At 39.9% G+C, this 19,283-nt stretch carries 20 protein-coding genes and 2 other annotated features; of the genes, 17 read left to right on the top strand and 3 right to left on the bottom strand.

All coding sequences use genetic code 11. From position 1 onward, the window contains the following. The first annotated feature begins 5 nt into the window (after window positions 1-5). The 9 genes from dnaI (at window position 6) to GS400_RS14770 (ending at window position 7,590) form a co-directional block, all read left to right on the top strand. Complete coding sequence (dnaI, locus tag GS400_RS14810) at window positions 6-938, top strand: primosomal protein DnaI (RefSeq protein ID WP_160103042.1); 933 nt, start codon at window positions 6-8, stop codon at window positions 936-938. A 133-nt stretch (window positions 939-1,071) separates the two neighbouring features. Then, the gene (gene ytxC / locus GS400_RS14805; RefSeq protein ID WP_160103040.1) at window positions 1,072-1,929 is read left to right on the top strand and encodes a sporulation protein YtxC; all 858 of its coding nucleotides are present in this window, start codon (window positions 1,072-1,074) and stop codon (window positions 1,927-1,929) included. A 372-nt stretch (window positions 1,930-2,301) separates the two neighbouring features. Further along, window positions 2,302-4,245 carry a threonine--tRNA ligase gene (thrS, locus tag GS400_RS14800; protein ID WP_160103038.1) on the top strand — a complete coding sequence of 648 codons (1,944 nt, stop codon included), beginning with the start codon at window positions 2,302-2,304 and terminating at the stop codon, window positions 4,243-4,245. Window positions 4,246-4,582: 337 nt separating this feature from the next. Continuing rightward, window positions 4,583-4,741 (top strand): hypothetical protein, encoded by a 159-nt coding sequence (locus tag GS400_RS14795; RefSeq protein ID WP_160103036.1) that lies wholly within the window; start codon window positions 4,583-4,585, stop codon window positions 4,739-4,741. 389 nt (window positions 4,742-5,130) lie between these two features. After that, window positions 5,131-5,259: a sequence feature (ribosomal protein L20 leader region), on the top strand. Between the two features lie 88 nt (window positions 5,260-5,347). Next, window positions 5,348-5,854: a translation initiation factor IF-3 gene (gene infC, locus GS400_RS14790; protein WP_027447730.1), complete on the top strand. Its 507-nt coding sequence runs from the start codon at window positions 5,348-5,350 to the stop codon at window positions 5,852-5,854. A 45-nt stretch (window positions 5,855-5,899) separates the two neighbouring features. After that, on the top strand, window positions 5,900-6,097 hold the full coding sequence (gene rpmI, locus GS400_RS14785) for a 50S ribosomal protein L35 (protein WP_027447731.1): 198 nt from the start codon (window positions 5,900-5,902) through the stop codon (window positions 6,095-6,097). Between the two features lie 47 nt (window positions 6,098-6,144). Beyond that, entirely contained in the window at window positions 6,145-6,501 is a 357-nt protein-coding gene (gene rplT / locus GS400_RS14780; RefSeq protein ID WP_027447732.1) for a 50S ribosomal protein L20, read from the top strand. A gap of 197 nt (window positions 6,502-6,698) precedes the next feature. Then, window positions 6,699-6,980: a DUF1294 domain-containing protein gene (locus tag GS400_RS14775; protein WP_160103034.1), complete on the top strand. Its 282-nt coding sequence runs from the start codon at window positions 6,699-6,701 to the stop codon at window positions 6,978-6,980. A gap of 37 nt (window positions 6,981-7,017) precedes the next feature. Continuing rightward, entirely contained in the window at window positions 7,018-7,590 is a 573-nt protein-coding gene (locus tag GS400_RS14770) for a TVP38/TMEM64 family protein (RefSeq protein ID WP_160103032.1), read from the top strand. A 29-nt stretch (window positions 7,591-7,619) separates the two neighbouring features. Here GS400_RS14770 and GS400_RS14765 read toward each other — a convergent pair whose 3' ends face one another. Further along, on the bottom strand, window positions 7,620-8,021 hold the full coding sequence (locus GS400_RS14765) for a sigma-w pathway protein ysdB (protein ID WP_160104642.1): 402 nt from the start codon (window positions 8,019-8,021) through the stop codon (window positions 7,620-7,622). A 131-nt stretch (window positions 8,022-8,152) separates the two neighbouring features. On the opposite strand from GS400_RS14765, the gene GS400_RS14760 reads away from it, so the two are divergent. After that, entirely contained in the window at window positions 8,153-8,644 is a 492-nt protein-coding gene (locus tag GS400_RS14760; RefSeq protein WP_160103030.1) for a dUTP diphosphatase, read from the top strand. 73 nt (window positions 8,645-8,717) lie between these two features. Then, window positions 8,718-9,803: a M42 family metallopeptidase gene (locus GS400_RS14755; protein WP_160103028.1), complete on the top strand. Its 1,086-nt coding sequence runs from the start codon at window positions 8,718-8,720 to the stop codon at window positions 9,801-9,803. A 179-nt stretch (window positions 9,804-9,982) separates the two neighbouring features. Here GS400_RS14755 and sspI read toward each other — a convergent pair whose 3' ends face one another. Further along, complete coding sequence (gene sspI / locus GS400_RS14750; protein ID WP_027447230.1) at window positions 9,983-10,198, bottom strand: small acid-soluble spore protein SspI; 216 nt, start codon at window positions 10,196-10,198, stop codon at window positions 9,983-9,985. Window positions 10,199-10,316: 118 nt separating this feature from the next. Here sspI and GS400_RS14745 point away from each other — a divergent pair, with 118 nt between their 5' ends. The 3 genes from GS400_RS14745 to pheT all read left to right on the top strand — a co-directional run bounded on the left by GS400_RS14745 (window position 10,317) and on the right by pheT (window position 14,896). After that, a complete protein-coding gene (locus tag GS400_RS14745; protein WP_160103026.1) occupies window positions 10,317-11,054 on the top strand; it encodes a TrmH family RNA methyltransferase in 738 nt (245 codons plus the stop codon). Between the two features lie 49 nt (window positions 11,055-11,103). Then, window positions 11,104-11,355, top strand: a binding site (T-box leader). 58 nt (window positions 11,356-11,413) lie between these two features. Beyond that, window positions 11,414-12,448 carry a phenylalanine--tRNA ligase subunit alpha gene (pheS, locus tag GS400_RS14740; RefSeq protein WP_160103024.1) on the top strand — a complete coding sequence of 345 codons (1,035 nt, stop codon included), beginning with the start codon at window positions 11,414-11,416 and terminating at the stop codon, window positions 12,446-12,448. 15 nt (window positions 12,449-12,463) lie between these two features. Continuing rightward, on the top strand, window positions 12,464-14,896 hold the full coding sequence (gene pheT, locus GS400_RS14735) for a phenylalanine--tRNA ligase subunit beta (protein ID WP_160103022.1): 2,433 nt from the start codon (window positions 12,464-12,466) through the stop codon (window positions 14,894-14,896). A 254-nt stretch (window positions 14,897-15,150) separates the two neighbouring features. Here the strand turns inward: pheT and rnhC are convergent, their stop codons facing one another. After that, a complete protein-coding gene (rnhC, locus tag GS400_RS14730; protein ID WP_160103020.1) occupies window positions 15,151-16,095 on the bottom strand; it encodes a ribonuclease HIII in 945 nt (314 codons plus the stop codon). A gap of 207 nt (window positions 16,096-16,302) precedes the next feature. On the opposite strand from rnhC, the gene zapA reads away from it, so the two are divergent. From zapA to polX, 3 genes are all read left to right on the top strand, one after another. Next, on the top strand, window positions 16,303-16,578 hold the full coding sequence (gene zapA, locus GS400_RS14725) for a cell division protein ZapA (RefSeq protein ID WP_027447225.1): 276 nt from the start codon (window positions 16,303-16,305) through the stop codon (window positions 16,576-16,578). Next, window positions 16,571-17,125, top strand: coding sequence for a CvpA family protein (locus tag GS400_RS14720; RefSeq protein WP_160103018.1), 555 nt, complete (start codon window positions 16,571-16,573; stop codon window positions 17,123-17,125). Before zapA ends, GS400_RS14720 begins: the two co-directional genes overlap by 8 nt. A gap of 426 nt (window positions 17,126-17,551) precedes the next feature. Then, complete coding sequence (gene polX / locus GS400_RS14715) at window positions 17,552-19,273, top strand: DNA polymerase/3'-5' exonuclease PolX (protein ID WP_160103016.1); 1,722 nt, start codon at window positions 17,552-17,554, stop codon at window positions 19,271-19,273. The last annotated feature ends 10 nt before the right edge of the window (window positions 19,274-19,283 follow it).

Here is a 19,283-nt window from a genome sequence, read left to right as displayed (position 1 = left end):
AGAACATGGAACCTATACAAACCGCATTGAAAAAATGGATGAGGGAAAGTAAAAACTTTCAGGAACATTACCAGTCCATGAAGCAGGCAATTTTAAAAGATCCTGAAATTCAACAAATATTAAAACAGAACCCCCAATTAACGGATCAAGATATAAGTAAGCATCTAATGAAATTATATGAATATCAATCCCAATCGAAACGTTGTCAGGATTGTCCGGCATTAGCTGAATGTAAAAACCTTGTTCCAGGCTATAGCCCCCTAATCCATGTTGCAAATCGTGATGTACGGATTACGTATGAAATGTGTCCTCGTAAAGCTCAGGTAGAGGCGCAATCCAAAAAACGATCGTTTATTAGTAGTTTATATATGCCAAGAGAAGTGTTAGAAGCAACTTTTGAAGAAGTTGATATGGATGATGATCAGCGATTGAAAGCCATTGGTTATGCGAATAACTATGTAGAAAAGTGGGGAACGAAAGAAGCTGAAAAGGGTCTTTATTTCCATGGTCCATTTGGGGTAGGGAAGACATTCTTTCTTGGAGCTGTTGCGAATGACTTAGCCAATGAAGGCGTGTCTTCATTAGTTATATATATGCCTGAGTTTGTTCGGGAAATGAAATCTTCCTTGCAGGATAATTCCTTGAACAAGAAAATTGAACAGTTTAAAACAACACCTGTCCTTATGCTAGATGATATCGGTGCTGAATCCATGTCATCATGGTTCCGAGATGAGGTGTTAGGATCTATCTTACAATATAGAATGATGGAACGCCTTCCTGTATTCTTTACTTCGAACTATACGCTAAAAGACTTGGAGAAACACTTGATGACCAATAATCGAGGCGATGTAGAGGAATTGAAAGCAGGGAGAATCATTGAACGAATTAAACAGGTGAGCATTCCAGTTCCTGTCCATGGACAAAATAGAAGATCATAAAAATAAATCGCATGAGCCTCCAATAAGGAGGGTCATGCGATTTTTGTTTTTGTTACATTATTTTAGATACGAAATCATTTTTTTTGCCCTTGTCCCATATAATGTAACAGTTATGGGGGAAGGGGGGAATAGATTGAAGCAAATCACATTTGAGCGTAAGCATGAAGCCTTATCTTTTTGTGAATACCTGCTTGATTACAGTCAAGATATTAAACTTCACTGGCAACAGCACAAGAAGTGGGGTCTTACGATTAATATTGAACAAGCCTCTGATGTAAAAGAACTTCATTCTGTACTCATTCAAGGATTTATTCATGTGTTTCAAATACATAAAGAGTCAGCTTGGTTACATGAAATTATTCGTGATTGTTATTATTATAATGACGTAGATGAAGTTGAAGCGATTGTGGATTTGTGTCATACATTGTTACGTGATGAGTTAGAGGAAGATATGGTGCCACAACACAAATTAAGTCATGGTCAGCATCAGACTATTTTAAAAACTGTATTTGCAGAGGCTTTGAAGGAAGAAGAGTCTGTTCATTTTGATTCGATTATTGTGTTCCGGATGCATACTTTTTATAATGATTTAATTGATTTTGTTGGATATGCACTTGATGAATACAAACGAGAAGAAGAATATCAATCTTATGTTGAACATCTTCGGGAATATATGCATCTTAAACCTTCTAATATGGATCATTTATTAATTGTTCAAGGCCCTAATTTCCGTTTTTATGATAAGAATGGAAATCTTTTTAGACAAGAAGAGTTAAAGCGATTAACAAATGAAGAACCACTTTACTTGTTTGGTTTGGAAAAAGAAGAAATGAATATTACACCTATCATTGCCTTTGCACCAGAGAAAATCACGCTATACGGCGATGATTCTAGTGATCCTAAAACCATTACGATATTAAATGTGTTTCAGGAAAAGGTAGAGTTTCTCCCTTTGAGAAATTTTCCTTTCAAACGTTTGTCCTCTCAGTAAAAAATAGGCTTGCTTTTTTAAATGAAAGTCCTTATACTATGAATCATAAATAAAATTCAATGTATAAGTGATGATGAGGATACGAACAATGTGTATCGACTTACAGAGAGGGAGGCCATGGCTGGAAGCTTCCTAAGAACGGCAAATTGTTTACCACCTCTGAACTCTACTGGCGAACCTTAAGTAACTAGTAGCGCCTCGTCCTCGTTACGGATTTGAAACAATGAGCCACAGGAATGTGGAAATCAGGGTGGAACCACGTGCATCAACGCTCGTCCCTTCGCTATCGTGCAAGGGATGGGCGTTTTTTAATGCTCATAAATCGTGTGTTGAATCATCACATTTTAGAAAGATAGAAGGAGTGAACGAACAATGGCTGAAGGAATTCAACTTACATTCCCAGATGGAGCAGTGAAAGAGTTTCCTCAAGGTACAACAACAGAAGATGTAGCTGCATCCATTAGTCCTGGTTTAAAAAAGCAAGCTGTTGCTGGAAAACATAATGGTCAACTAATTGATTTTCGCCGTGAACTACCAGGTGATGGATCAATTGAAATTGTAACACTTCGTGATGAAGAAGGTATTGAGGTGTTACGTCACTCTACTGCACACCTAATGGCGCAGGCTGTTAAACGTCTTTATGGAGATGTGAAGCTTGGAGTAGGTCCTGTTATTGAGAATGGATTTTACTATGACATGGACATCTCTGAATCCATCTCAGTTGAAGATCTACCTAAGATTGAAAAAGAAATGCAGCGTATTGTAAGCGAAAACCTTGAAATTCAGCGTGTCGAGGTTAGTCGTGAAGAAGCGAAGGAAATGTATCGTGAAATCGGTGATGAATTGAAGCTAGAATTGATCGATGACCTTCCAGAAGATGAAAACATTACAATCTATAAGCAAGGTGAATTTTTCGATCTTTGCCGCGGCCCACATGTTCCATCAACAGGTAAAATTAAAGTATTTAAGCTGTTGAGTGTCTCTGGCGCATACTGGCGTGGAGATAGCGACAATCAAATGCTTCAGCGTATTTATGGTACAGCTTTTGAAAAGAAAGCACATCTTGAAGAGTACCTTCACATGCTTGAAGAAGCAAAGGAACGTGACCACCGTAAACTAGGAAAAGAGCTTGATATTTTCACGGTGTCTCAAAAAGTAGGACAAGGGCTTCCATTATGGTTACCTAAAGGCGCTACAATTCGTCGTACAATCGAGCGTTATATCGTAGATTTAGAAGAGCGTCTTGGATATGACCACGTGTACACACCTGTTTTAGGTTCTGTTGACCTTTATAAAACAAGTGGACACTGGGATCACTATCAAGAGGACATGTTCCCATCAATGGAAATGGATAACGAAGATCTAGTTCTTCGACCAATGAACTGTCCGCACCACATGATGGTGTACAAAAACCAATTGCATAGTTACCGTAATCTTCCGGTTCGTATTGCTGAGCTTGGTACAATGCACCGTTACGAAATGTCTGGTGCTTTAGCTGGTTTACAGCGTGTACGTGCTATGACATTAAATGATGCGCATATCTTCTCTCGTCCAGATCAACTAAAAGATGAGTTTATCCGCGTTGTTCGTATGATTCAAGAAGTATATAAAGACTTCGGCATTGAAGATTATTACTTCCGTCTTTCATACCGTGACCCTGCGGACAAAGAGAAATATGTGGATAACGATGAGATGTGGGAGAAAGCTCAGTCCATGCTTCTTGAAACCATGCAGGAGCTAAAAGTTGATTATGTAGAAGCAGAAGGCGAAGCGGCATTCTACGGACCGAAGCTTGATGTGCAGGTGAAAACGGCACTAGGTAAAGATGAGACGTTATCTACTGTACAGTTGGACTTCCACTTACCAGAGCGTTTTGACTTAACGTATATTGGTGAAGACGGAAACCATCACCGTCCGGTTGTTATTCACCGCGGTGTAGTATCTACAATGGAACGCTTTGTTGCCTTCTTAATTGAAGAGTACAAAGGTGCATTCCCAACATGGTTAGCACCTGTACAGGCTAAGATTATTCCAGTTTCTGCGGATGTTCACTTAGACTATGCGAAAAAGGTAGAAGATGAGCTACGCTTTGCTGGCGTGCGTGTTGAAGTGGATGAGCGTGATGAGAAAATCGGCTACAAGATCCGTGAAGCTCAAATGCAAAAAGTCCCTTACCAGCTCGTTGTAGGTGACAATGAGATAAATGAAAATGGCGTGAACGTACGTCGTTACGGAGAAAAAGACTCTGAGACGAAGCCACTTTCTAATTTCATTGATGAATTAAAGCAAGAGATCACAGGAAAAGTTCGTCGATAATATAGGATTGCAAAAGCCCTTGTGAAGCTGATGAGCTTCATGAGGGTTTTTTTATTTATTGTTCAGTTATATGGCAGTAATCTGGAATAACTGTTTTAGTGAGAGAGGCGGTTCCGTTGCTATTGTGGAGTGCGGTGGGCTTGGGAACGGGTTGCTTTCCCCGGACGAACGATCGAGCCTCCTCATACGCTACGCTTCTTGCGGGGTCTCGCTCGCTCGTTATTCCGGAGGAGTCAACCCGTTCCACAGCCCACCTTAGCCGAATCGTGATGAACGGAACCGCAGTGATATGGAGAGGTGATGTTTAAGGACATCTGTTCCGTTATTTGATCTTAATATGACTTTTATGAAGAGCTTACGGACATTTATTCCGTTATTTGCATCAAATCACCTTGACAAAACCCAATTTGTCACAAATAAGGTACCATATGTCCGTAACGACTCTCGAAATGCCTTAAAAGTTCAAAATAACGGAACAGATGTCCGTAAGGTTTAGAACTCACACACTAGGGTCCGTTAATCTCCATAAAAGCAAAGGGGGTGAGGGAAACGGCAAACTCCCGCGGTAGAAAGGGCAGATGAGACCCCACAGACAACGGAGTGAACGAGGAGGCTCAGCTGGTCTTCCGCAGGAGTATTGCCGTTTCACTGAACCCCTACCTCTCATAAAAGCAACGGATTGCTCTCAACTTATCTCGATTCCAAGTCTTCAACATAAGGGGCTTATATGGAATAAGTTAAATAAGGTTTTTGTAAAATAGTTGTTGCGTTTCGAGCAGATATCTTGTATTCTATAAAAGTCTTGTTTTTAAACGAAACAGAGTAAAACGATTTGACAGCCTAATGTATACGTGCTATTCTCGTATAGGTAAACAAAATATTGTCTGAGACAAGTAGAAGCACCCGCTTCTCACCTGCATGACGTCCACTATGGGCAGTTACCAGGTACGATTTTTTCTGAACGTAATGGGAAACGTGTGGGTGCAGTATGTGTACCGACACTTTTTTTGATTGTAGAAATTCCAGCAAGAAAATACAGCTTGTCAAGGACAGATATATTATTCTTAATTAACCTTGGAGGTGGCTGGTCATTAGCAAAGATATGATCGTCAATGAAAAGATTCGTGCTCGCGAAGTACGTCTCATTGATTCAAATGGAGACCAATTGGGTGTTAAATCCAAAAACGAAGCGTTAGACATCGCTGCAAACGCAAACCTTGATCTTGTAATGGTTGCTCCAAATGCGAAACCGCCTGTATGTCGTATTATGGACTACGGTAAATACCGTTTTGAGCAACAGAAGAAAGAAAAGGAACAGCGTAAGAATCAAAAAGTGATCAACGTGAAAGAAGTGCGTCTCAGCCCAGGAATTGAAGAACATGACTTCAATACGAAGCTACGTAATGCACGTAAGTTCTTAACAAAGGGCGATAAAGTGAAAGTTGCAGTTCGTTTCCGCGGACGCGCAATCACTCACAAAGAACTAGGCCAACAAGTTCTAGAACGTATGGCTGAAGAATGTAAAGACCTTTCCACAATCGAAACGAAACCGAAAATGGAAGGTCGTAACATGTTTATGATGCTTGCTCCGGTTAACGAAAAGCAATAGACTTTTTCTAGGAGAAGCCGAAAATGCTTAAAGGAGGAACTACTCATGCCAAAAATGAAAACTCATAAAGGTTCTCAGAAACGCTTTAGTCGTACAGGTAACGGAAAGGTGAAGCGTTCCCACGCATTCACAAGTCACCTGTTCGCAAACAAGTCTCAGAAGCAGAAGCGTAAACTTCGTAAGTCTACGTTAGTTTCTAAAGCAGACTACCGTCGTATCAAGAACATGCTTCCAAAGAAATAATCGACTCATTATAAATTAAGTAAAATGAAATTCAGGAGGGAACTATTATGGCACGTGTAAAAGGTGGAACAGTCACTCGCCAACGTCGTAAGCGCGTCTTAAAGCTTGCTAAAGGTTATTATGGTTCAAAACATGCTTTATTCAAAACAGCAAAACAACAGGTAATGAAATCCGGTCAGTATGCATACCGTGACCGTCGTCAGAAAAAACGTGATTTCCGTCGTCTGTGGATCGCACGTATTAACGCTGCGGCTCGTCAAAACGACATTTCTTACAGCCGTCTAATGCACGGTTTGAAGCAAGCTGGTATCGAAGTTAACCGTAAAATGCTTGCTGACATCGCAATTTCAGATGAAAAAGCATTCGCTGACCTAGCTCAACAAGCTAAAGCAGCACTTAAATAAGTGAACGGTATAAAAGTCATTTTCCTTCTAATATGAGGGAAAATGACTTTTTCTTTTTACTTTTTTTGGTAGGCAACTCTAAAATCAAAATACATTGTCACTTCTAAAATAGCCTGCTTGTCCTAAAAAACTACACAAAATGCGATCATTTTAATATATGCTATACATACAGATTAACCAGAATTGAGGTTGTACATATGAGTTTCAATTTAATTTTTATTGTATATTTTGTTGTCATTAACCTTATAGGCTTCATCCTTATGGGAGTTGATAAAAAAAGAGCGAGGAACGATAAGTGGCGTGTTCAGGAAAAGACGCTATGGACCATAGCTTGGATTGGTGGAGCTTTAGGAAATTGGCTTGGTATGAGTTATTTTCGTCACAAAACCAAGCATACAATGTTTACTATAGGAACTCCGATCATTATGGTATTACACATTGTACTATACGTTGTCATAAAGGCTCGTCTCTTGTCATAAGAATAGAATAGGCAAACTGTCCAAGGAGGGGGTTCACATGCAACAGCTAGGTGCTACCATTATGATGGTTTTAGAAACTAGCGGGTTTTTCGCGCCCCTTTTATTTATTGGTTTTCACTTGCTTAGGCCTTTGCTTTTTCTACCTGTGGCATTTATTTGTGTGTCAGGTGGAATTTTATTCGGAGCCGTTACAGGATCTGTATACTCCATAATTGGGGTGACTTTATCCAGTCTGATTTTTTATAAAATCAGTCAATGGATGCCGAAAACATTGAAGAAACTGATGAAATTGAAACAACGTTTGTTCGGGAAACACTCGGGGTTCTCAACAGGGCAAATTGCATTATTACGACTTGTACCTTTCATTCACTTTCACTTATTGTCACTTATGATTATTGAGATGACCACAGGATTTAGAGATTATATGAAGACTTCATTCTATTCCAACATTCCTCTAGCAGTAGTATATACCTCTGTAGGACAATGGCTTTCTACATTATCTCCAATCATAATGGGGCCGCTTATTTTAGCGCTCCTACCGATCATTTACTTATTGCGTAGAAAAGAAATTGTGATTAAATGGAATGACTTTTTTCAAACAGCCAAATAAAAAAAGGGATGGCATCTGCCATCCCTTTTTTAATCGTTTGTTTTTGAACTCGATAATATAAGCTGGTTAACGGGGTTTTTCCAATCAATTTCAGCATATGGATAGTGGATGAGGATTTCTTTTTCGACAAAATATAAATCCTGTCGTTCAAATCCCTTTAGCTTATTAGGTTGCTTTGTCCAAACAGAAATGGAAACGACATCAAACGAGTTTTCAGTTGTGCCGAGATATTTTTCACCCTCAAACAAAACGCCTTTATAGGTTAGTAAAAAGTTCTTTTTAACATTATCTGTATCATCTAAAAAATAAAATTGTTTCTTCTCTTGTGCAAGCTCAAGCTTTCGCTTTGGATTCATGATATATTTGTACGCAGTATATATTAATAAGATCATTGCAATCAAAATAAGTAAACGAAGTAAAATAACGATCATGGTCATCGCCTCTCCTTGAATTGTATCTTTATATGTGAATACGTATCAGATTCAAAAATGTTTCAGGTTTTTCTTCTATCATATCAAAACATGCTATAATCAGAAAAAATTATTTTTTAAGGAGCAAAATTATGAACTGGGAACAGCTTTTCGAAATGCAGCAACAATTAGATTCACGAATTGAAAACGAACATGGTTTAGAAAATGATGATTTATTTCAGAAGAAAGTACTTGCTCTTCTTGTTGAAGTAGGTGAGTTAGCGAATGAGACTAGGTGTTTTAAGTTTTGGAGTCAAAAGCCATCAAGTGATTCTGACATTATTTTAGAGGAGTATGTCGATGGACTTCACTTCATCATGTCATTAGGCTTAGAAAAAGGCTATAGATACGGGGAATCGACTAAATTCGGGTATGAAACTGTGCAAGAACTGACGTTAGCTTTTCAAGACGTTTATGGAAGGGTTCATTTGTTCCAAGAGGACCCATCAGAAAAAAGATATCATGAATTGTTTTCTTCTTTTCTTTTGTTAGGGGTGAAACTTGGCTTTTCTGAAGAGGATATTCAGCGAGCTTATTTTGAAAAAAATGAAAAAAATCACCAGAGACAGGAAGAAGGGTATTAAGAAGGTTATTTTGTGAATTTTTTCAATAAACGTTATAATGACCGGTAGAGATAACAATGGAGGAGGAAAAAGAATGCCTAAATGGGATGATACCCTGACGATGCTTAAAGATCTGACAGACGCAAAAGGGGTACCAGGAAATGAGAAAGAGATTCGTGATGTCGTAACGAATTACATATCACCTTATGCAGATGAGGTTTACACAGATAACTTAGGAAGCCTGGTTGCTAAACGTACAGGCCAAAAAGACGGTCCAAAAATTATGATGGCGGGGCACCTAGATGAGGTTGGATTCATGGTAACTCGTATTGATGATAATGGATTTTTATATTTTCAAAACTTAGGTGGATGGTGGACACAAGTTATGTTAGCACAACGTGTGACGATCATGACTGAAAAAGGTGACCTTACGGGTGTAATTGGGTCAAAACCACCACATATCTTACCTGCTGAACAACGAAAGCAAGCTGTTGATATGAAGGACATGTTCATCGATATTGGTGCGTCTTCAAAAGAAGAAGCAGAAGAGTTCGGTGTGAAACCGGGAGACTCTGTTGTGCCTTACTTTGAGTTTACACAAATGCCGAACGAAAAAATGCTATTGGCAAAAGCATGGGACAACCGTATTGGATGTGCGATCACAATTGAAGCTATGCGTCGCTTAAAAGAGGAAGGGCATCCAAACGTTCTGTACGGTGTAAACACTGTGCAAGAAGAAGTTCAACGTCGAGGGGCAAAGACGTCAGCTCATATGATTGATCCAGACATCGGCTTTGCGGTAGATGTAGGTATTGCAGGAGACACACCTGGGGTTTCCGATAAAGATGCTGCAAGTAAAATGGGAGAAGGGCCTCAAGTCATTTTATATGATGCGTCCATGATCTCTCACAAAGGTTTACGTGATTACGTAATCGATACAGCTGAAAAAAATGACATCCCTTATCAATTCGATGTCATTGGTGGAGGCGCAACAGACGCTGGTTCAATCCACTTAACAGGTAATGGGGTACCATCCCTTGTTATTACAGTTGCAACCCGTTATATCCACTCACACGCAGCCATGCTACACCGTGATGATTTCGAAAACGCTGTGAACTTGTTTGTTGAAATCATTAAAGGTTTAGATGCTGACAAAGTAAAAGAAATTACATTCGATTAATTAGATTAGCCTATCATGTGTTCATTGCAACATGTGATAGGCTTTTTGTTTAAGTACTTCTTCCGCTTACTTGAATAAATAGTAACACGTCTAATCCTTAGACAAACCACTCATACTATATCTAAAAAAGCCACCTGCTCCAAAAGGAACGATGGCTTTATAATTAAAGAATGTCATGATTACTTAGCATTCTGAACGCCTTCTTGAAGCGTCTCTAACATATCTTGCTTTTCAGACTCATCAGCATTTTTCCAAATCAGTTCAAAAAGCACACCAAGACCTGGGAGCATTTTTTCTTCGCCACTATCAATAGCATCAAGAATGGTTGCTTCAAGCTGATCTTGGTCATTACCGGATACATTCGATAAGATTGCATTACGTAAATTTAGGTTCATTCGTTCCACCTCTTTTCTCTAACATCCGTTAAGAATAGTTTGACCACCGCAAATCGAAATATGTATGATAGTAAAGGAAAAACAACGGACGGAACGAATGAAAAAGGAATGATTACTAATGATTACCTCCGTACAAAATAATACCGTTAAACGTTGGAAAAAACTCCAGAAAAAACGGGATCGAGAAAAAGAGCAAAGTTTCATGGTTGAAGGATTTCACCTTGTTGAAGAAGCCGTTAACAGTTTATGGGACGTAAAAGAAATCATCGTACGAGAAGATGTGGATTTACCGAATGAATGGCAGTCTTACAAATGGTTTAGCGTAACCGATGAGGTGTTTAACGCTATAACCGAAACGGAACATCCACAAGGAGTGGCAGCCGTTATAAATATGACCGAGCCTGAATGGGGAGACTTTTCAAGAGTATTAGTACTTGACGCCATTCAAGATCCAGGTAATCTTGGTACTTTGATCCGGACAGCTGATGCGGCTGGTTTTGATGCAATCATTGCAGGTAAAGGAACGGTTGATCCTTACAATGATAAAGCACTTCGTTCAACACAAGGATCCATCTTTCATGTACCTGTTTTTCAAGGTGATTTAGAAGAATGGTTACCTTACATTAAAGATAAAGGGTTATCAGTCTGGGCAACATCATTAAGAAATGCAAATGAGTATCATACAGTAAAACCTACCTCTCCTGTAGCTCTGCTTGTGGGGAATGAAGGAGCTGGTGTTCAGGATGAGTACCTTCAATTCGCTGATCAAAACGTTACAATCCCGATTTTCGGACAAGCTGAGTCCCTTAATGTAGCGATTGCTTCCGGAATTTTAATGTATTATTTACGGAACTAGGCTTGCATGATGGCTTTTGCTTTTCTATAATAAAACAATAACGACATAACAATAAGCGTTGAAAGAGCAAGTAAATGATTACCACCCAAACGAATGCAGGGAGGAAATGCCATGGACTGGAAGCATTTCTATCGTTGGAATCATTGAATTTCACTCTGGAGCTGACACGGAGACCTCACCATTCATGAGTAATCGTGTTTCCGGATTTGAATTCCGTTATCAATGATGAAGTGGTCACTGCATACGTGTAGTGTCAACAAGGGTGGTACCGCGAAACGTACTTACAAGTCTCGTCCCTTTTTTAGGGAGGGGACTTTTTTATATGTCAAAAACTGAGCTTATAAAAGGAGGATCTATCCATGCAAGAACGGTTACAGGAACTAAAAACCGATGCCTTAAAACAAGTTGAAGAGGCAAATGAAGTAAAAGCATTACAAGATGTTAAAGTACAATACTTGGGCAAAAAAGGTCCAATCACAGAAGTGCTTAAAGGAATGGGGAAACTTCCTAAAGAAGAACGCCCTGTTATTGGTCAACTTGCGAATGACGTACGTGAAGAAATCGCAACAGCGATTGAAACGAAAAAACAAAAGCTTGAAAATGAGGCACTTGAAAAACAGTTAGAGGAAGAAACCATTGATGTTACACTTCCTGGACGTCCAGCACCAACTGGTGGACCGCACCTGTTAACAAACCTTATTGAAGAAATTGAAGACCTGTTCATTGGGATGGGCTTTGAGGTAGCTGAAGGTCCCGAAGTTGAAGCAGATTACTACAACTTTGAAGCCTTGAATCTTCCCAAAGGTCACCCAGCACGTGATATGCAGGATTCCTTTTACATTACAGAAGAGATTCTTATGCGGACACACACTTCACCGGTGCAAGCCCGTACGATGGAAAAGCACGAAGGAAAAGGACCTGTTAAAATCATTTGCCCTGGAAAAGTTTATCGTCGTGACACAGATGATGCGACACACTCTCACCAGTTTACGCAAATTGAAGGACTTCTTGTTGATAAACATGTACGCATGAGTGACTTAAAAGGCGTGCTAAATGCGTTCGCTAAGCAAATGTTTGGTGCAGAACGTGAGATCCGCTTGCGTCCTAGCTTCTTCCCATTTACAGAGCCGTCTGTAGAAATGGATATTTCCTGTAAGATGTGTGGAGGAGAAGGTTGTTCCGTATGTAAGGGTACTGGCTGGATCGAGATTTTAGGTGCAGGTATGGTACACCCGAACGTACTTGAAATGGCAGGCTATGATCCGGAAGAATACACTGGATTTGCTTTTGGAATGGGACCTGAGCGTATTGCGATGTTGAAATACGGTATCGATGATATTCGTCACTTCTACACAAATGATGTCCGATTCTTAAACCAATTCCATAAGGCGTAAGGAGGAGAAACCACAATGTTTGTATCATTAAATTGGCTAAAACAATACGTGGATCTTCAAGGATTAACTCCTGAAGATTTAGCAGAAAAAATTACAAAAACGGGTATTGAAGTTGAAGGCGTTGAGCCTTTTGGTGAACCGATTGAACACCTCGTTGTCGGTTATGTGAAAGAATGTGCTCAGCACCCAAATGCAGATAAATTAAACTTATGTCAGGTTGATGTTGGAGACGAAACGCTACAGATCGTGTGTGGTGCTCCGAACGTAGCTCAGGGTCAAAAAGTAGCAGTTGCGAAACCTGGAGCTGTTTTACCTGGCAATTTCAAAATTAAAAAGGCTAAGCTTCGCGGGGAAGAATCAAGCGGTATGATTTGTTCTCTTCAAGAGCTTGGCATTGATCCTAAATACGTTCCAAAAGAATATGAAGATGGTATTTTCGTATTCCCTGAAGATGCTGAGGTAGGAGCAGATGCGACATCTCTTTTAAACCTTGATGATGTTATTTTAGAGCTAGGTCTTACACCTAACCGTTCCGATGCTCTGAGCATGCTAGGTGTAGCTTATGAGGTTGCAGCTATGCTAGACACTGACATTAAGCTTCCAAATGAGGATGTTCAAATCACTGATCAGAAAGCTAGCGATGAAGTGTCTGTGAAGGTTGAGGCGACTGACTTAAATCCATATTATGGTGCAATGGTTATTCGGAACATTGAGGTTGGCCCATCCCCGTTATGGATGCGTAACCGTCTTGTAGCCTCAGGTATTCGTCCAATCAATAACGTAGTCGACATCACAAACTACGTATTACTTGAATATGGTCAGCCATTACATGCATTCGATTATGATCGATTTGGAAGTAAAGAAGTTGTTGTTCGTCGAGCGCAAGAAGGCGAATCAATCAAAACATTAGACAATGAAGAACGTACATTATCTTCAGACCATCTTGTCATAACAAATGGTAAAGAACCAGTTGCTATAGCTGGTGTTATGGGTGGTGCTGACTCAGAGGTACACGAAGGTACTACATCTGTTCTTTTAGAAGCGGCTTACTTCGATCCACAAACGGTAAGAAAAGCTTCAAAAGATCACGGTTTGCGTAGTGAGTCTTCTGTCCGTTTTGAAAAGGCTGTAGACCCAGATCGCGTTAAACGTGCTGGCTTACGTGCTGCACAACTTCTATCCCAATATGCAAATGGTGAGGTTCTTGAAGGTGTAGTGGATCACGATGAACTTTCCTATGAGGAAGCAGTCGTTACAATCACAACATCTCGCATGAACCATGTGCTTGGAACGAATTTGACGGATGAACATATCCAAGAAATTCTTCGTAAGCTTGGTTTCTCTTATAACCAAAAAGGGGAAGAGTTTGAAGTGAGCATTCCAACTCGTCGTGGCGATATCACGATCTTTGAAGATATGGTTGAAGAAATTGGCCGTATGTACGGTTATGATGATATTCCATTTACTATGCCAGGTGGAGAAGGTAATGCAGGAGGATTAACGAAGCACCAATCCCTTCGTAGAAAAGTTCGTCACTACCTTGAAGGAGCAGGATTATCTGAGGCCATTACGTACTCACTAACAACTGAAGAGCGTGCTCAAATGCTTGTAAGTCCTGATGTGAAAACGGAGAATTTACGTCCTGTTCACTTGGCGATGCCGATGAGTGAAGAGCACAGTCACTTACGCTTAAGCATGTTACCAGAGCTTTTAGCTTCTGCTTCTTATAACATTGCTCGTAAGCAACAAGACGTTGCGTTTTATGAAATTGGATCGATATATGTTTCAGAGGAATCCATCCTAACGAAGCAACCAAACGAAGAAGAGCGTCTATCTGGTGTGCTTACAGGTAGCTGGGTATCCCATCCTTGGCAACAAGAAAAGAAAAACGTTGACTTCTACGTTCTGAAAGGTATTTTAGAAGGCTTGTTCGACCTATTAGATCTTGAATCTAAGATCACATATAAGCAAGCAAAAGTAGAAGGCATGCACCCAGGTCGTACAGCTAAAATTGAACTGAACGGAAAAACAATCGGTCACCTTGGTCAGCTTCACCCTGCGTTACAAAAAGGTTATGATCTAAAAGAAACGTATGTGTATGATGTTGATTTAGAAGCACTATTCACAGCTGTATCAGACGAAGAATCGTACACACCGATCCCTCGTCATCCGTCCGTGAGCCGTGACATCGCACTTGTTGTGGATAACGATGTGAAAGCGGGAGACCTTCGCAAGACAATTCTTGAAGCAGGTCAACCACTTGTACAGCACGCTTTAGTGTTCGACCTATACCAAGGCGAACACCTGCCAGAAGGTAAGAAATCACTGGCATTTAGTCTTCGTTATCTTGATCCTACACGTACGCTAACGGATGAAGAAGTAGAAGAAGCACACAATACAATTTTAGAAAAAGTTAAAGCAGACTATAATGCTGAACTAAGAGGGTAACGAGTCGAGATCCCGTCCACGATTGAGGTTGTGGACGGGATTTTTATGTAAAAGGAAACATGATTCATTAACCAGAGACCGAAAATCGCCCGCATTCGCGTTCAATAGCTTGAATTCGACAGTTAACCGCTCGCAAATTAGCTACTATCGCCAGATCCCACCGACTCATAGCCTGTAAATAGACCACGAGTGCCCGTATCCCCTTGAAAACCGCCTGAATACCATTTCATCATAAAAACGCTAGCCCAAAAGGACTAGCGTTTCATATAATTTAAAGCTTTTTCAGTTGTAGCGAAATGGACCTTCGCGTACTGTCCTATCGCATCAGTCCCCTCTTTTTCCATAAGTCTTGCAGCTGTTTGGTCTACCTTCTTAGAAGCACCTTTAGGAAGTTCCATACCGGCTTTTTCTGAAAGTTTATCCATCTGCATCACAAATTGTGTTCGTGCAATGATAGAAGCTGCAGCTACAGCAATTGAGTAGGATTCAGCTTTTTTCAAGAAGTACACGTTCTCCTGAAGGGTTTGATTCTCTGTTCGAAGATGTTTTTTATACACATTGGGTTCGGCGAATTGGTCAATGATCCATCCCTCTGGCTTTGTTGGAGAGATTTTTTTGAGTAGCTTATTATAAGCCGTGTGGTGAAGCATCGTTTTCATTTTCCCTTGGGACCAGCCTTTTTGCTGCCACTCATTGTATTTCTCATTATTTAAGGTAACTAAAGAATACGGGATCCCCATCTTAACGATACGTTGAGCAATTTGTTGAATTTGAGGGTCATTTAAATCCTTTGAGTCACGGACACCAATGCGTTTTAATTCATCAATTTGGTCTTCTTTCACATATGCACAGGCAACAGTAATCGGTCCAAAATAATCCCCTGTTCCTGCTTCATCAGATCCTACGTGTGAGGACTGATATAAAGACTTAGGGGGAGCATATGGAGAAGAGGAAGGAGCTGGCTTCTTTTTAGTCGAACCACCTGAAGAAGATGAGCTATTTCCCCATTTCCCTGATTCCTCAAAATGCCGAGGACCTTGGAATAAGACTTTACCAGATTTATAGGCAGTGATGGAACAGCCTTCAACTTTTGCTGAGAAGATAGCTCCTTGTGGAACCTTTGCCTTTATCTGTGGTTTATAGTAATCTTTCATATTGTAGATGTTGTTTTGTGGAAGTTGTAATACGGTTTGTGACATAGACTGAACTCCTTTTAAACGATGTTCTCATGCAGCTTCCATGCAAAAAGGGAGCTTGTACACGATCGTTTTACATGTAATCTACAGTATATCAGAAATACGATTGAAGCTGAACATGAAGAGGAATACATAACAATGCTTTCTTTATATAACTTCTTCATGTTAATATTAAATTTAGGATTCTATTGTGAATGAGGGGGCTTCTCCGTGTCGCAATCTGACAAAAATCGTACGACAGTGGAAATACATAATCGACTTTATACAATTAAGGGAGACGAGCCAGCCCACCATATACGAATGGTTGCTAGTCTCGTTGACCAACAAATGCGTGAAATGAAAGAGACGAACCCAGGTTTAGATACAGCAAAACTTGCTGTTCTAACTGCAGTAAACACTATGAATGACTATGTGAAATTGAAAGAAGAGTACATGGAAGTAATTGATTCTAAAAGGAAAGATGAGGATCGTTTGAACAATGATTGATTTACTGTTAATTGCTATCTTAATTTTAGGGTTTTTTATTGGAATGAGAAGAGGGTTTGTACTTCAACTCTTCCATATGACTGGATTCATTATTGCTTTTGTTTTCGCAGTCATTTATTACGATGATTTGGCTCCAAAACTGGAGTTATGGCTCCCATACCCAGACTTACCGGAGGATCAAGCATGGGCTGTATTTCTGAATTCTCTACCATTAGAGGGTGCATTCTATCATGCCGTAGCGTTTGCTGCACTATTTTTTGGTGTAAAGATCATTCTGCAAATCGTAGCATCAATGCTAGATTTCCTAGCCGACCTACCATTAATTAAGTCTTTTAATGGTCTATTAGGAGCAGGTCTTGGTTTTATCGAGATGTACTTTATTGTATTTATCTTTTTATATTTAGCTGCACTTGTGCCTATTGAGTTTGTTCAAAATCTTATTGATAGCTCTTTTGTTGCACAAACTATGATCGAGCATACACCTTTATTTTCTGAACAAATCAAAACGATGTGGTTTGAACATGTCTCAGAGTATTTTAATCAATAACTTCTCTTTTTTGGAGAAGTTTTTTCTTTACATGCGAAGAAAGTTTAAGATGTAGCTCTTAGATGTCTAGCTCCAGCGCCCAGCAATGAAGGGACTTGGGCCCATACGATGTGGGTCAGATCGACGTTGTCACAGGACGTGACGAACTTAGTCGATCATTCTTTCTCCATTCAATAAGTCAACATCAAATTGTTTCACAATTTGTGTTTCCTTTACACATTTGATGACATGAAATTTTAGCGAAGAAGTATTTCGACGTAGTTAAAATTTCTAGGTTAAAGTACCACGGCAACTAAGCTTCTGTCTGCGCCTAACGGCTTGCCAATCAGCAAGTTTGGTTAATCTCACTACTGGCTCAGTCCAGTCCCTTCATTGCTATACGGGCCCTTGCGCTTTTCTTATTAAGATAAAAAGCAGGTGAACAAGATGAAAGTAGATAAAAAACAACTCATAAAGAAATTAGAACAAATTGCTGTGTACTTGGAGTTAAAAGGGGAGAATCCTTTTAAAATTTCTGCTTACCGAAAAGCGGCCCAAGCCTTAGAAACAGATGATCGTTCCTTATCTGAAATAGAGGATTTCACAAAAATGAATGGGATTGGAAAAGGTACCGCAGCTGTAATTCAAGAAATTATTGAGTCTGGTGAATCTCAAACGCTTACGCAATTAGAGCAGGAAGTACCAGCCGGGTTGATTCCTTTGCTGCAGCTTCAAGGACTTGGTGGGAAGAAATTGGCCAAGTTGTATCAAGAACTTGGTGTAACGGATGCTACCTCGTTAAAAGAAGCTTGTGAGGAAGGAAAAGTACAACAGCTTAGTGGTTTTGGTAAAAAGACAGAGGAAAAAATTCTACAAACGTTAGAGGAAGCCAATCAACGACCTGAACGGTTACCGATTGCGGTAATGCTGCCTCTAGCAGAGAAGATTGAGGAGTACCTGGGAGATATGGCAGGTATTGAACAATACTCTCGAGCAGGTAGCTTAAGACGTATGAGAGAGACTATAAAAGATATCGACTTTATATTGTCTACAAATGCACCTGAAAAAGTACGCGATCAGCTGTTAGAAATTGATAATATTAAAGAGATCGTAGCTCAAGGAGAAACGAAAGTATCCCTAGTTCTTTCTGAGGGGTATGATATCGGTGTAGATTTTAGACTCGTGAAACCTGAAGAATTCCCGACAACACTCCACCACTTTACAGGTTCTAAAGATCATAATGTTGCCTTACGTCAGCTCGCAAAGGACCAAGGTGAGAAGATCAGTGAGTATGGAGTGGAGAATAGTGAAACAGGAGAAGTGAAGACATTCTCATCTGAAGAGGATTTTTTCGCTCATTTTGGCCTGAATTTTATACCTCCCGAGGTTAGAGAAAACAATGGAGAAGTAGAAGCTTTTCGCGAAGAAGTATCCTTATTACAGCATAAAGATATTCGAGGAGATCTTCATATGCACACAGCATGGAGTGACGGTGCACAATCACTAGCAGAAATGGCTGAGCGTGCACGTGAAAAAGGATATGAATATATCGCAATTACAGATCACTCGAAGTATTTACGAGTTGCCAATGGCCTTGATGAAACACGCCTTCGTAAACAAAGAGAAGAAATTGATAAGCTAAATGAATTCTATGATGATTTTCATATATTTGCTGGTATTGAAATGGATATTAAGCCTGATGGCACACTCGATTTCTCTGATGAGTTTTTAAAAGAGATGGATTTTGTCATTGCATCTATTCACTCTAACTTTAACCAGTCTCAGGAAGAGATAATGAAACGTCTTGATCGCGCTTTTGAATGCCCGCATGTAAATCTTATAGCCCATCCAACAGGTCGTCTTATTGGGCGTCGGGATGGTTACAGTGTAGATATTGACCAGCTTTTTCAGAGAGCGAAAGAGACAAATACAGCATTGGAATTGAATGCAAACCCAAATCGTTTAGATCTTTCTTGGCAATACTTAGGGAAGGCACAAGATGAAGGTGTGTATATTTCCATTAATACGGACGCCCACAACTACCCAATGCTAGAACATATGGAGATCGGTGTGGGAGTTGCACGTAAAGCAATGCTTCGTAAAGAAAATGTATTAAATACTTGGACGAAGCAGCAGCTTAAAGACTTTTTAAATATTTCAAAAGAATAGTGTTACTTAG

This window comes from Pontibacillus sp. HMF3514, assembly GCF_009858175.1.
Lineage (GTDB): Bacteria > Bacillota > Bacilli > Bacillales > BH030062 > Pontibacillus.
This window is presented reverse-complemented; position numbering and strand designations above follow the sequence as displayed.

Excerpts from the sequence above, each read along its gene's own strand:
- dnaI (WP_160103042.1), top strand. The coding sequence starts at position 6 with ATGGAACCTATACAAACCGCATTGAAAAAATGGATGAGGGAAAGTAAA.
- thrS (WP_160103038.1), top strand. The coding sequence starts at position 2,302 with ATGGCTGAAGGAATTCAACTTACATTCCCAGATGGAGCAGTGAAAGAG.
- GS400_RS14795 (WP_160103036.1), top strand. The coding sequence starts at position 4,583 with ATGACTTTTATGAAGAGCTTACGGACATTTATTCCGTTATTTGCATCA.
- infC (WP_027447730.1), top strand. The coding sequence starts at position 5,348 with ATGATCGTCAATGAAAAGATTCGTGCTCGCGAAGTACGTCTCATTGAT.
- rpmI (WP_027447731.1), top strand. The coding sequence starts at position 5,900 with ATGCCAAAAATGAAAACTCATAAAGGTTCTCAGAAACGCTTTAGTCGT.
- rplT (WP_027447732.1), top strand. The coding sequence starts at position 6,145 with ATGGCACGTGTAAAAGGTGGAACAGTCACTCGCCAACGTCGTAAGCGC.
- GS400_RS14775 (WP_160103034.1), top strand. The coding sequence starts at position 6,699 with ATGAGTTTCAATTTAATTTTTATTGTATATTTTGTTGTCATTAACCTT.
- GS400_RS14770 (WP_160103032.1), top strand. The coding sequence starts at position 7,018 with ATGCAACAGCTAGGTGCTACCATTATGATGGTTTTAGAAACTAGCGGG.
- GS400_RS14765 (WP_160104642.1), bottom strand. The coding sequence starts at position 8,021 with ATGATCGTTATTTTACTTCGTTTACTTATTTTGATTGCAATGATCTTA.
- GS400_RS14760 (WP_160103030.1), top strand. The coding sequence starts at position 8,153 with ATGAACTGGGAACAGCTTTTCGAAATGCAGCAACAATTAGATTCACGA.
- GS400_RS14755 (WP_160103028.1), top strand. The coding sequence starts at position 8,718 with ATGCCTAAATGGGATGATACCCTGACGATGCTTAAAGATCTGACAGAC.
- sspI (WP_027447230.1), bottom strand. The coding sequence starts at position 10,198 with ATGAACCTAAATTTACGTAATGCAATCTTATCGAATGTATCCGGTAAT.
- GS400_RS14745 (WP_160103026.1), top strand. The coding sequence starts at position 10,317 with ATGATTACCTCCGTACAAAATAATACCGTTAAACGTTGGAAAAAACTC.
- pheS (WP_160103024.1), top strand. The coding sequence starts at position 11,414 with ATGCAAGAACGGTTACAGGAACTAAAAACCGATGCCTTAAAACAAGTT.
- pheT (WP_160103022.1), top strand. The coding sequence starts at position 12,464 with ATGTTTGTATCATTAAATTGGCTAAAACAATACGTGGATCTTCAAGGA.
- rnhC (WP_160103020.1), bottom strand. The coding sequence starts at position 16,095 with ATGTCACAAACCGTATTACAACTTCCACAAAACAACATCTACAATATG.
- GS400_RS14720 (WP_160103018.1), top strand. The coding sequence starts at position 16,571 with ATGATTGATTTACTGTTAATTGCTATCTTAATTTTAGGGTTTTTTATT.
- polX (WP_160103016.1), top strand. The coding sequence starts at position 17,552 with ATGAAAGTAGATAAAAAACAACTCATAAAGAAATTAGAACAAATTGCT.